This is a genomic window from Litoribacter ruber, assembly GCF_018500185.1.
In the GTDB taxonomy this organism is placed as follows: Bacteria; Bacteroidota; Bacteroidia; order Cytophagales; family Cyclobacteriaceae; genus Litoribacter; species Litoribacter ruber.
Genome location: NZ_JAHBGI010000001.1, coordinates 59,765 through 72,206, shown reverse-complemented (window position 1 = coordinate 72,206; position 12,442 = coordinate 59,765). Strand labels below are relative to the sequence as shown.

The following is a 12,442-nucleotide window of genomic DNA, read 5'->3' as shown; positions in this document are numbered from 1 at the left end:
TAAAGCAAGACGTCTCTTTCCGTTTAAATGAGACAGCCTTAGGTCAGCTTTTTAATCACCTCCCCGTATTCTGGGTAGGATTGGATCAATTCGTCATAAGTATAGAGCTTGAAATCCTCAAAATCAAACCCAGGGGCCACCACACAGGAAACCAAGGCATACCCCTCCTCCACGGTTGAACCGAAAATAGTGCCAGCGGGCACCATCTGATAAGGTTTAAAACCTTCATCATCCACAGGTCCAAGGTGCAACTGGGAATATTCCCCATCATGCAGCAGGTGTACCGTCAGTGGGTTTCCTTCGTGAAAAAACCACATCTCATCGCTTTTGATTTTATGAAACTTGGACACATTTTCGGCTGTAAGGAGGAAAAATATAGAGGTGGCCAGATTTCTTTTGCCATTGGCGCTTTCCATCTCCTCCCCACTCCGGTAAGTTTCCGCATAAAATCCCCCTTCAGGATGGGGCTGGAGGTTTAGGCTCTTGATCAATTCTATTATTCTTTCATTCATAACCCTAAAAATAACAAAACCCATTTAAATCGAGCAGGAAGTATGGGATTAGTTCCCTTACTGTCCTCTCACACCAAACTGCGTGGCTTTTTACAAACTTATATGAGAATTTTAGAAAATATGTCCAAATCCAAAGAAGAACTGCCCTCCATCACGGCTATTGGCATAATCCAGTCTAAGTACCGTGGATTGGTTCCATGCGATACGGCCACCAATTCCCGGGGCGCCTCTCCACCTTCTGAAGTTGATATCAGATAAGCTATCCCACACAGAGCCCATGTCATAAAAGGGCGTCAATCCTAAGGCAAAATGCTGATTTAAGGCATTGAAATCATATAACCGGGCCCGCATTTCCAAATTGACCAGACCGACTGTTGGTGCCAAAAATCTCGCCTCACGGTAACCTCTAAGCGACCTTTCCCCACCTAGCACCAAGATGCCTCCTGCCTCAGCCTGACTGGAAAGATCCCACATTTCAATAAAGTTGATGTTGGACCCAAAGATGTGTCCCAAAGCCCCCAATCCTGCAAAGGTAATCCTGCTTCGACCATCTCTCCACCGGCCAAGGGTTTTGATATATTGGCCTTGAACCATAAACTTGTTGAAGCTGAAATCGGAGCCCAACCAAGGTGCGGACATTTCGTGGCTGTATTCCAAGAATACCCCATCAGATGGATCCGGCTCAAGGTCCCGCGTATCGTAAATCAAAGCACCTGCAAGCATACTGGTGAAGGCATAAGCCTCCTGAAATCCGGCCATGTTAAACCTGTCCCAAGTTCCGTCCATTTGCTGTCTGTTCAGCAATGTCTGATTATTGATAGCCGTAACCTCCTCGCCACCGGGTAAAAAGGCTTCCTCAGCTTCTCTTCCCGTATAATCGGTAAATGAGGTGAATAGCGCCTCATAGCCAAACATAAACCTGAATCGGCCCCCCAGCCCTACTCTTTCAAAAAGCAAATTATAGAGCTGCTCCCTTTGGATAAATTGGTTGTAGTGGGTATCAGTAGTCAATCTGCCGTCTGCACCGGGTACAGCCAAGGCCAGATTGCTCTCATACTCGTTCACCCGGTTAAATTGCCGGGTGGCCCCATACTGTCCCCCTGATTTATCAGAAAAAGTCAGGTTATCCAGGGAGTTTCGCCCCACACCCCAATATTGGGCATTGGGATCCTCCCACACGACCGCATCGGCCCGCAACCTCCACTGGGTACCGAAAATGTAAGGCACATCCAACTGTACCGCACCCCTCACCCGGCCGTTTTCAAAGACAAAGAATTCTGTATTGACTCTGTAGCGGTATGGCGTGATATAAAAGAAGGGGTCAAATTTGTCCCTATTTTGGTATAGGAAAACATTTCCCCCGACCCCAAAGCCCCGAATGGGGTCAAATTCAAATCTTGGAAGGCCGGTTACAAAGAAGCCTTCTTTTTTATTGAGCACATCCTCTGGCGAAAGATACTTTTCCTCTGCCACCGTAAATGGCATTTGTATCGTATCACGGATGGTGAGTCGGTCGGCATTCAGGTGGCGCAAGTGGCGCTCTCTGGCTGGAGCGACCTCATCTTGGGCAAAAATCAAATTGCTAGTAGATAGCAGCAATAGCAGTAAAAGCAACTTTTTCATAAGCGTAAAATTTTGCAGGTAAACCTGATTAATAGTTGGTTTGACATCTTCTAAAAGATTGTCCTGCAAAATTACTTTGTTATGGCTCTGGGTGCTTTTAGAGGGTATTTAGAAAAATATTAGAATACCATTAGAATTATAAATTGGGCAGCCTCACAATAAAGGTAGACCCAATGTCTGGCGTGGAATCCACATTTATATTGCCATTATGGATTTCTACTATCCGCTTGCAGAGGGAGAGGCCCACACCAGTCCCCTCGGCCATTTCAGCATTGTCACCTCGGAAAAAAGGCTCAAAAATACGGACCACATCCTCTTGGGGGATGCCGGGCCCCTTATCATGAAAGGAAATGACCACGTTTTTCCCGTCATTGCCCACTTGGACCTTGCAGCTTTGGTCAGTGGAAAACTTACATGCATTCTCCATTAAATTTTTGAAAGTCACCAAAAGCAAATAGGAATTGCCATAAACCTCCATTTCCAAGTCCTCAGTCTCATCAAATATCAATTGAATATGATAATCCTGGAAGGATCGCTTCAATTCAATGTGGCTTTCCATCAGCAATTCATCCACTCTCAAGGCCGACATGGTGATTTCGGACGTCTCATAGCTTGCCTTGGCCAAATCCAGCAAATCCTGGGTGAGATCACGCATGCGCCTGGCATCGTCCAGACTGTTTTTGACTGCCTGCAGCAATTCTTCTTTGCCCTTCCTCTTCAACGTGGCAATCTCCAATTCGGCCATCAGGGCCGCAAGGGGCGTCCTTAATTCATGGGCAATATTGGAAACAAAATTCTTCTGGGCATTAAAGGATTTTTCCAGCCTATCCAGCATGTGGTTGAAGCTTTCCGAAATCTCTGTAATCTCATCGCTTTCCTTTCTGGATAGGCGAAGATCCAAATTGGAGGCAGTAATTTTTCCAATATCCTGATTGAGATCAATAAGAGGCTTAAGGGCTTTCCTGGCAAAAAAATGACTGGTAAAATAGATCACCAAAAGCATGATGGCCAGAATCACGAAAAGACTGTATTTGAGGTTTTCCAGCTTTTGAAAACCATACGCGTCATAAGCAGCGGCTGTGATCAAATAGGTCTGGCCTTCATACTCATACCGTATCCCGGCCACCTGCCAGTCATCTTGCTTGAAGAAGATTTCACCCTCCCTCTTGATTCTCTCAAGCATTTTAGGTGTTTCCTTGACAATATCAATTTCAACCGCATCATGGTAAAGCAATTCAAAATCAGTATTGTAAATGGCTACCTCCTCTTGAAAAAGGACATTGTAGCTGCTCTGATAAATGGTCTGTAAAGTCGCCGCCTCCACTTTGGCCTCCAACAGCAAATCAGCCTTTGTAACGGCCTGCAATTGAATCTTTTTGTAAAATTCCTCCTCACGGTTGTGCAGGTAGGTGAGGTAGATCGCATAGGTGAACCCACCCAGCAAAACTGCCGAAAACAAAGTAAAGAGAAAAGACAGCCGACTTTTTATCTTCATAACTCCTTAGTCAAGATAAAGCCCATGCCAGGGCGGGTATGGATAAGCTTGGGCTCGAATGTCTTGTCGATTTTCTTCCGGAGGTAATTGATGTAAACGTCAATAAAATTTGTGCCCGTGTCAAAGTCCATACCCCAAACCTCCCTTGCAATCTCCTCCCTGCTCAATACCTTTTCGGCATTCCGGACTAGATATTCCAAAAGTTTATACTCTTTTGGGGTAAGCTTCACCTCTTGCTCTGCACGGTAAACTTTTTTGACTTGGGTGTCAATTCTGATATCCTCAAATTCAAGAATCACATTATCCCCATTCAGATCACCGCTGTAGTCGGCACGCTTGAGTAAGGATTTTATACGCGCAAAAAGTTCTCGGATATCAAAAGGCTTCACCAAATAATCGTCAGCTCCGGCATCAAAACCTTCAAGTTTATCATCCGTGGTTCCCAAAGCCGTAAGCATGATGATAGGGGTTGAAGCTTTGGTCCTGCGGATGGATTTGCAAAGCTCCAATCCGTTCATCCCGGGCAAAATCAGGTCTACGATCAGGATGTCAAAGGCTTTGTTTTCAAACAGCCGCATGCCCATGGTGCCATCGTATGCCACCTCCACCTCCATGCCCTTTTCTTCCAGTCCTTTCTTTAACACCGAGGCCAACCGCTTGTCATCTTCGACCAGTAATAGTTTGATTTTGCCCATAAGGTTAAAATTAAACGAATCATTCCATACATACTATTAGAAAACCTTTAGAATGCGGGGATATAACTCAGAAAAGTAACCGCAGAACTGTACACATGTCGCAAAACGGTTCGAGAAGGAGAGAAATAGACTCGATTAAATTAACCGCCGAGGACGCAAAGGCGCGCAAAGAAATAGGCGGATATCACTTTTAATTTTTAGTAAAATTTGATTTAAAAGCCAGAATCCCTTTGCGCCACTTCCCCTTCTTTGCGGTTTATATTTTTTTTCTGTGACCTTTGCCTCTGTGGTTTATTAAATCCCTACACTATTTTCTCTGAGCCCTCAGTGTCTCCGTGGTTGGTTTTTACTGCATTTTTTCAAAAAATAAATCCAAATCCAAACTCAAACCTGTTTCCTTCATCTTCCCCGGTAGAAAGGGGCTGCCTGTTCCAGCGGAATTGGTAATTGGTCTTCAGGACCACATTTCTTCTTGGATTAAAATTGGCCCCAACGGTCAATACCCTCAAATCAGAATGGAAGCGCTCAAAATCAATAAGATCGGGATGCACGCTTGCGTGGGTGTTTAAATGTTCATATCTAAAAAACAAGGGCAGCATCACCTCCTGTGGCTTGTAGTAGAAAGTTGACTTACCTTTGAGCATATCCCTGTTTCTGAAAAAAGGCATCAAGTCATACCCCACCTCAAGATAATAACCGAAAACCTCCTTACCCAAAACCTGACCTCCAAAAGGATCCATTTGCTCAGCTGCTGTAAGCCGATAAATCCCATCAGTGTTGTTCATCCGGCCATAGGTACCCAACAACATGAAAGTAAAATTTTCCCACTCATTTCTCACAAAGGAAGAGAGCAAATAAGTTGGGGCATTGATCCTCTCGGGCATGCCGACCATAGGGGTCAATTCTTCATTGTTACCCGCATCGGTATAGAGTCCCGATACGTTAATCAGCGTATTTTGAAAACCGCTGTAAGAAATCTGGCTATTGAGCAGCATGGAATTGAAATTGAACCTCAGCTCGTCATCCCGGCCTCGGCGGATCCAGGTCCCGCCGTTGTAGCTTCTGGCATTCAGACCCTGATAAGCCGAGAGTGACCAAGACCAGTCTTCTCCAATAGCACCATAAGTCATAATCCCCAAATCGATCCACTGGCTCGGGATGATGATCCTTTCCACGTCGGGCCGGTTTACGGAGAAAAACTGGATGGGCTCGTCATGGTTGTTCACATAGCCGATCTGCACCTGGTGCGTACCCACCCTCACGTTGAATCTGGGGTCAAGCAAAAAATCTGCGAATACTTCGACAAAAAGTTCTGTATCCGATTCTATATCTTGATCCCGGAAATACTCAAAAAACAGCTCCCCATAGAGGACCAGCCAAGGTTTAGGCTTATAGGCAAGATAACTCACAAACCTGTACAGACTGGTCATGTAAAGTTCTATATCCTCGCTTCCCCGGTCTTTGGGGCCATCATAGTTGATGAAAGCGGCCTCCCCAAAACCTGAGAAGGCAAATTTTCTGTCAGTGAAATAAATCTTCGAGGCGGCTATGGGCAGGCCCGTCTGGGTCTGGTAAGTCAGGGAATCTATCACCCGCCAATCCTTCCGTCGCAGGGTATCCTCATGGGCAGGATGGGTTTGGGCTTCTGAAACTGTAGAAACCAACATTACAGTAAAAAATATCCAGTAGAGCTTTCTATTCATGGTGATTGCTTTATCTGTTGAAATTCCAAAAAACAGGGCTTTTTCCCTGTTGCAAAAATCTTTACCGGTTTAGCACAAACCTGTTAAACTTCAGCAAATCCTGTTTCATTAACGTAATCTGCGCCCCTAATTGATCCAAGAGGTCTGCTCGGGATTGGAGCATTTCCGCATTATATTCACCGCCTAGACCAAATAGCACTTCAAATTCATCTTCAGGCAAATCATTGTATTCCTGCCAACGGTAGAGAAGCTTATCCCGGAAGGCCTCGCCATCCTGGGTGGGGGTAGTTTGAAAATAATGCCAAACAGAAGCGGGAAACACCCCTTGGCTATTATCTTCTTCTTCAATCATTTTTAGCACATTTACGGGATGCTCGATTTTCACCCTCTTTTCCAAGCTAAGAATTTTTAACCCCAAATAGACTTCCACCAAGCCCCCGGTAATTCCTGCCACCTCAAGCCAAGTATCGCTACCGGATGCCAGGAGTATAGTGCCCATAATGATGGAGGAAGATGCCCCAGTGATAATAGATGCTACGGTAAGATTCCGCTCACGTCTTCTCTCCTTTTTCTCCAAAAACTGACCCAACTGCTCTGCCTTTTCCTCCTCACAATCCAGACCTCCCGCAATGGCTGAAACTTCCAGGCTGGTCACATTCACCTTGTTGAGAAGCCGCTGGACTGTGCGGTCAAATTCCTGATCCTTTTCCTTTCCTTCGAAGGAAAGCAGCGTTTGCAGATCCTCCTTCCCATTAATGACCAAAGCCATCCTAAAAATGCCTTCATCCAAGCCCTCTGCCCAGTCCGGCATTTCAGCGTCTTTGTCATTTAATTCGTAATCGGTTTTATTGTCGTCAATTAATATTTCAAGGCACTCTTCCTGAAAAGGAACATCCGATTCAATCAGCCTTGGCCCTGATACACATCCGGAAAGCAAAAGCTGAAGAATTAATACACCTGAAATGAGTCTAAACATATAGACTAAATTCAATTCCTATAGAAATGTTATAATAGCAATGATACCAACTACCACTAAGTAGGCAGAGAAATAGATAAGCTTCCCTCTCTTTACAATGTTGATCATCCACACACAGGAAATCCAGCCCGATATGAAGGCTGCCACAAAGCCGGTGATGATTGCCGCTCCGGAGATGTTACCGGTGATGGTTGGGTCTTGAAGGTATTTCAAAAACTTCAAAAGGGAGGCCCCTACAAGCGGCATCAGGATCATTAAAAACGAAAACCTGGTCGCCTTATATTTATCCACACCTACCAGCAAAGCTGTCGCAATGGTAGTACCCGATCTCGAGATCCCCGGAAGCAAAGCAATCGCCTGGGCGCAACCTATCAGCATGGCCTTGCCATAGGTAACATCAGTGCCCTTGCCTTTGCTAAAGTGCGTCATAGCCAAAAGAAGCGCAGTAAGCAGAAACATGAAGCCGATAAAAAACACCCTTCCCGCAAAAACTTCCTCAATGTAATCTTCCAAGGTAAACCCTATAATTGCCAATGGTATGGCAGAAAGCACCAATTTGGACACGTAGGTTTTGCTCTCAGACCATTCGGTTGTAAACACCCCTTTGAACAGGTCTGCAATATCCTTTCGAAATACAATGATGGTACTCAAGGTAGTGGCCGCATGGACGATAAGTTGAAAAATCAGGTTATCCTCCGGCTCCACATTCAGAATGTAAGTTCCAATCTCAATATGACCACTGCTGCTGATAGGTAAAAATTCGGTAAACCCCTGGATCAGACCCAGGATCAAAGCTTCTATTATTCCCATTGATGATGTATAAATTGAATTTGTAAAAATAGGGCGGCAAGATAAAAAACTCTGCCTTCAAAGCCATTCCCCTTTTCAAAAAACCTGCCAAATCACGCAAAAACCTGCCAGGTTTAAATTTACCTCACGAAAACCTGGGGAGGTTTAATTTATCTCAGAACCCATGCAAAAACCTCATCATATGCATAATGTCCTGCTTCATGATGTTGACCTGCGCGGTGATGTTTTCCAAAAGGTCTGAACGGGTATGGAGCTGTTCGGCATTGTAAGTCCCCTTTTCACCCATAAAAAGATCAAATTCCTTGTCCGCATACTTAGTGTAGGCCTCCCACCTCTCCATCATCTGGGTCCGGAGGGACTTCTCCATCACCTCGCTGGTTTCATTGAGGTAAAACCACACCGCAGGCGAAAAAATCCCGTCAGAATTGTCCTTTTCGATCACCATCTCTATGATATTCACCGGATGTTCCACTTCCATTTTGCGGGTAAGCAATAAAATTTTCACCGCCAAGTAAACCTCCACCAAGGCTCCTGCAAGGATCACCCCTTCCACGGCCGGGCTCTGCCAATCGCCCAAGTTGGTCACCCCACGGGCGGTGGCCATGCCGGCACCTATGGTAATGGCAGCCACGGTGAGTTTTCTTTCCTGGGAACCGACCTTGCGATCCAAATAATTGGCCAGCTGAGTACTGTTTTCCTCTTCGCATATCAAGCCGCTGGCAATCGCCGACACTTCCATTTCGGCCAAGTCCACCACTCGGATGAGCTGGTCGCGTAGCCTTTTGATATCCTCCTCCGGCTCATCATCCATTTTCATCTGCACCAGCCGCTGCAGGTCCTCCTCCATTTCCAGTGCCAGACTCAAAAAATGCTGCCTCCGGTCAATCTCGTCCTCATATTCCTCTGGTAGGCTTTTGAATTCAATATCTGTAGGGGTAAAATGCTTGTCCACCAAGGTGGCAAAGCATTCGGCCTGTATGGGCAGCTCGGTGGAGACCACCTTCTTCTGACCCAGACATCCGGTGAGAAACAGGGCAAGGATTATATAGTAAAAGTTACTTTTCAGCATAATTTAGGCACAAAATTCAGCTTATTAACTTAAAAAGGGGGCGTTTGTTATGAAAAGTCGGGGTACTAAGTACTATGTACTAGGTACTAAGTTACCAGTCCCTTAACCATGAGCGAAGCGAATGAAACGAAATCTATACTTAGTACATAGTACCTAGTACCTAGTACAATTCGTCACTTCCTCTTCGCCCTAAAGGTCCCATTCGGCTGCACAAAGACCGCTTCCTGAATCTTTTCATCCTCATTGCGTTCAAATCGGATCGTGAATCCTTCTACTATTTTTAGGGTAAAAGTATCCTCATCTATGGCCAATAAATCATACTCCGGTTGCCCAGGGACGAAGAGGTAGAGGGTGGAATCATCATTTTCCTTGAGATAGAAACGGATCCTTTGCCCCCCGAGCTCGTATTCTCCTTCATATTCCTTCAGCTTTTCTGTATCCACTTCCACCTCTTTGGGCTTTCTTCTAAATTCCAATGCATCAACAGTGGGCTCCAACTTTACAGTCAAGGCAGAAATATCTCCGCTGTCACCAATCCTGAAATTCAGCCTTAAAGGCGACATTTCCAGTGTATCTGGTAGGCCATTTTCCACAGGGTAAGGCATAAAGACATTATAATGTACATGCTTCAGCCACATGGCTTGTGTGGGTGCATTGGCAAAAAGAGAATCATTTTTCAACTCCACCGTAAACTTACCATAACCTGGGTTGGTATAATCCCCCTCAAACTCCCGCAGATTATGGGTTGGCCGTGTGCCTTTCTTCTGGCTTGAACTCATGGAAACTTGGGCTGAGTCCTGTTCAGCCTTTGCTTTGTCTGCTCTTTCCTTTATTAGTTGGTTCCAGTCCGTTGCTTCCACTCCCAGCATTTTGTCTGAAATGATGTTTCTAACGATATTCGGTACTGAGGAGCCGTTTTGATTGACCAATACCGCTATCCCCACACTGTCAGTGGGAAAAAAAGCCACGTTGGCAGAAAAGCCATCAATGTTTCCTCCATGCTCCACTCGGTAATGACCCTTGTAGGAACTCACCATCCAGCCATAGCCATAAGAACTTAAATGCAGATCAGGGCTCTCGGCCGTGGGAGGCGCGGAGCTCATCACCATATGTGGGCTGATGGCCTCTTGTATATAGCCGGGAGAAAGAATCTGCTCCCCGTTATACTTACCTCCAGCAATCCACATCTGCAGCCATTTGGCCATATCTTCCACGTTACTGTTGATACTTCCCGCCGGACCCATAGCGGCAATATCATAATAATCCATTTTGGTGATAATGGAATCGCTTTTAAGCTTGTACCCAAAAGCCGCTTCATTACCATTTTTCAGTCCATCTATTTTGGCCGTAGAGCTGGACATGCCCAGGGGCTCAAAAAACTGCTCCGCAATATTATCCTCCCAGCTTTTACCATATAGCTTTTCAGAAATCACCCCCTGAAGCAAATACATGAAATTGTTGTAATACCAGGTTTCCCGCACCTTGGCGAAAGGCTCATGATGGGCAATTCGCTGAACCAAGCTGTCACGGGAATCAGTTGAAAAAAGGTACCAGCTGATGTCATGACGCGGAAGCCCCGTCCTATGCGTGATCAGATCCCGGATGGTGACCATATTATTCAGCTCATTGTTTTTGAACTTCAGGTCAGGAATATACTGAATGGGGCTGTCCTCAAACTTGAGTTGGCCATCGTCACGGAGTTTGCCAAGCAAGGCCGCCGTGAAGGCCTTGGTGCTGGACCCGATCGCATACAGCGTCTGGGGAGTGGCCGGCAATTCGTTTTCGTAATCCCTATAGCCAAATCCCTTGCTATATACCACCTGGTCCTTTTCGACCACCACTACCGAAAAGCCCGGCGCATTCCAGGTGTCCAACACTTTTTCCAACTCCGCCTCAATCCCTTCCAGCCTTGAATCCTGTTGCTGGGCAAAGCCTGAAATACCCAGCCCTGCCACTAACGCTAAAACAATCCCTAATTTTTTCATAAAACCAAAAACTTATGTTATCCACGCTGAATTTAGGTAAAAATTTTAAATCTCCGGTTCTCTTAACCCCTCTGGTTAATTATTAATTTTACCCCTTGAATCCCAATCCCATGCCTTCCCAATTCAAATACACATTAATAGCACTAGGGACAGTAATATTAGCCTCATATATAGGGGTTCAAAACCCCTCTGTAATTTCCCCTGAGGGGTATGAATTGGTATGGAATGAGGAATTTGATTACAAGGGGATCCTCAATCCGGAATATTGGACATTTGAGGAAGGATTTATCAGAAACATGGAGATGCAATATTATCAGTCGGAAAACGCCAAAGTCCGAAATGGCAAACTGGTAATTAGAGCTAAGCGGGAGCGGGTCAAAAATCCCGCATTTGATCCGGAAAGCGAGAATTGGCGGAAAAACAGGCCTATGGCGGATTACACATCTGCCAGCATCACCACCAAGGGAAAGAAAGAATTTACATATGGAATCTTTGAGTTCAGGGCCAGGTTCGATCCCCAGGAAGGCCTTTGGCCGGCCATCTGGACCCTAGGCACAGAAAGACCTTGGCCCGAAAACGGGGAAATAGATATCCTCGAGTTTTTCCGCATCGAAGACGTTCCCACCATGGTTACCAATGTGGTCTGGCTGGATGAAAACGGCGAGCAGAACCTTCATGACAGTAAAACCCCTCTTCATCATTTCCTGACCCAGGATCCCGATTGGGCTAAAAAGTTTCACATCTGGAAACTGGAATGGACGGAGGAACACATCAAAATCTATATTGATGATGAATTATTCAACGAAGTAGCCCTGACTGACACCTACCAGCCCGACGGATTCAACCCCTTCCAAGCCCCCCACTATATTCTGATTAACCTCGCCATCGGCGCCGGCGGAGGAGACCCGAGCAACACCCGCTTCCCGAGGAAATTCGAAGTGGATTACGTAAGGGTGTTTCAGAAAGTGAGATGAGGCTGTTTAGGAGGTTATTTCTGAATTGGCGCTGCGCGCATTCAGAGGTTTAGGGGTTTAGCGCAAAGACGCAACCTTCATCTCTAAACTCCTAACCAATCCCGCACCACATAGCTACGCAATATGCGGTGCGGGATGACTAAACTCCTAAACTGCGTATATAATTAAGTCTCCAGTAAAACCACTCCCCCACCCATACCATACTCCCAAACCGCCTCCTCTTCGCCTCCCCTTCGGGTCCTCGTCGGGTCCTCGATGGGTTCCGGCATAGGGGAGACAGGGGTGAACTATGTGGTGAAAATAGCATACTAAAAATAAATATCGCAAAAAGCTTGCATGTAAAACTTATATTAATTACTTTTATCAGCTTTTTAATTTAATTACCTCTATCAAAGGTATTAGTTACCACCCGATAGCTCTTAGATCCAGCAGAATGGGTCCTACTTTTTATGTTCCTTAAGCAGTTTATCCTTAGGGTATCATCTCGTTCAGATGATGGATTTCAGTTTCTTTATTGGCGTACCTACTCAGCGGTGATTAATGCTGGGTTCTCTACTGAAAGCCTTGGGTTTGTTGGCTGCAGTAGATATTGGTGTTGAC

10 protein-coding genes are annotated in these 12,442 nt (G+C 45.7%); 1 reads left to right on the top strand and 9 read right to left on the bottom strand.

Annotated elements, in window-relative coordinates; all coding sequences use genetic code 11:
- Positions 1 to 38: 38 nt before the first annotated feature.
- From KIH41_RS00325 to KIH41_RS00285, 9 genes are all read right to left on the bottom strand, one after another.
- Positions 39 to 512, bottom strand: coding sequence for a cupin domain-containing protein (locus tag KIH41_RS00325; protein ID WP_214161124.1), 474 nt, complete (start codon positions 510 to 512; stop codon positions 39 to 41).
- A gap of 111 nt (positions 513 to 623) precedes the next feature.
- Positions 624 to 2,135: an Omp85 family outer membrane protein gene (omp85, locus tag KIH41_RS00320; RefSeq protein ID WP_214161123.1), complete on the bottom strand. Its 1,512-nt coding sequence runs from the start codon at positions 2,133 to 2,135 to the stop codon at positions 624 to 626.
- Between the two features lie 136 nt (positions 2,136 to 2,271).
- Entirely contained in the window at positions 2,272 to 3,630 is a 1,359-nt protein-coding gene (locus tag KIH41_RS00315; protein ID WP_214161122.1) for a sensor histidine kinase, read from the bottom strand.
- On the bottom strand, positions 3,627 to 4,325 hold the full coding sequence (locus KIH41_RS00310; RefSeq protein ID WP_213946189.1) for a response regulator transcription factor: 699 nt from the start codon (positions 4,323 to 4,325) through the stop codon (positions 3,627 to 3,629). The genes KIH41_RS00315 and KIH41_RS00310 overlap by 4 nt, the downstream gene beginning before the upstream one ends.
- 359 nt (positions 4,326 to 4,684) lie before the next feature.
- Entirely contained in the window at positions 4,685 to 6,028 is a 1,344-nt protein-coding gene (locus KIH41_RS00305; RefSeq protein WP_214161121.1) for a hypothetical protein, read from the bottom strand.
- A 61-nt stretch (positions 6,029 to 6,089) separates the two neighbouring features.
- Positions 6,090 to 7,004, bottom strand: coding sequence for a hypothetical protein (locus tag KIH41_RS00300; RefSeq protein ID WP_213946187.1), 915 nt, complete (start codon positions 7,002 to 7,004; stop codon positions 6,090 to 6,092).
- Positions 7,005 to 7,022: 18 nt separating this feature from the next.
- Positions 7,023 to 7,814: an undecaprenyl-diphosphate phosphatase gene (locus KIH41_RS00295; RefSeq protein ID WP_214161120.1), complete on the bottom strand. Its 792-nt coding sequence runs from the start codon at positions 7,812 to 7,814 to the stop codon at positions 7,023 to 7,025.
- 154 nt (positions 7,815 to 7,968) lie between these two features.
- Entirely contained in the window at positions 7,969 to 8,883 is a 915-nt protein-coding gene (locus KIH41_RS00290; RefSeq protein WP_213946185.1) for a hypothetical protein, read from the bottom strand.
- Positions 8,884 to 9,056: 173 nt separating this feature from the next.
- Positions 9,057 to 10,868: a serine hydrolase gene (locus tag KIH41_RS00285; protein WP_214161119.1), complete on the bottom strand. Its 1,812-nt coding sequence runs from the start codon at positions 10,866 to 10,868 to the stop codon at positions 9,057 to 9,059.
- A gap of 110 nt (positions 10,869 to 10,978) precedes the next feature.
- Here KIH41_RS00285 and KIH41_RS00280 point away from each other — a divergent pair, with 110 nt between their 5' ends.
- Positions 10,979 to 11,842 (top strand): glycoside hydrolase family 16 protein, encoded by an 864-nt coding sequence (locus KIH41_RS00280; RefSeq protein WP_214161118.1) that lies wholly within the window; start codon positions 10,979 to 10,981, stop codon positions 11,840 to 11,842.
- The last annotated feature ends 600 nt before the right edge of the window (positions 11,843 to 12,442 follow it).

Coding starts and splice junctions, on each gene's coding strand:
- KIH41_RS00295 (WP_214161120.1), bottom strand. CDS start 7,814: ATGGGAATAATAGAAGCTTTGATCCTGGGTCTGATCCAGGGGTTTACC.
- KIH41_RS00290 (WP_213946185.1), bottom strand. CDS start 8,883: ATGCTGAAAAGTAACTTTTACTATATAATCCTTGCCCTGTTTCTCACC.
- KIH41_RS00310 (WP_213946189.1), bottom strand. CDS start 4,325: ATGGGCAAAATCAAACTATTACTGGTCGAAGATGACAAGCGGTTGGCC.
- KIH41_RS00305 (WP_214161121.1), bottom strand. CDS start 6,028: ATGAATAGAAAGCTCTACTGGATATTTTTTACTGTAATGTTGGTTTCT.
- KIH41_RS00325 (WP_214161124.1), bottom strand. CDS start 512: ATGAATGAAAGAATAATAGAATTGATCAAGAGCCTAAACCTCCAGCCC.
- KIH41_RS00285 (WP_214161119.1), bottom strand. CDS start 10,868: ATGAAAAAATTAGGGATTGTTTTAGCGTTAGTGGCAGGGCTGGGTATT.
- KIH41_RS00280 (WP_214161118.1), top strand. CDS start 10,979: ATGCCTTCCCAATTCAAATACACATTAATAGCACTAGGGACAGTAATA.
- omp85 (WP_214161123.1), bottom strand. CDS start 2,135: ATGAAAAAGTTGCTTTTACTGCTATTGCTGCTATCTACTAGCAATTTG.
- KIH41_RS00315 (WP_214161122.1), bottom strand. CDS start 3,630: ATGAAGATAAAAAGTCGGCTGTCTTTTCTCTTTACTTTGTTTTCGGCA.
- KIH41_RS00300 (WP_213946187.1), bottom strand. CDS start 7,004: ATGTTTAGACTCATTTCAGGTGTATTAATTCTTCAGCTTTTGCTTTCC.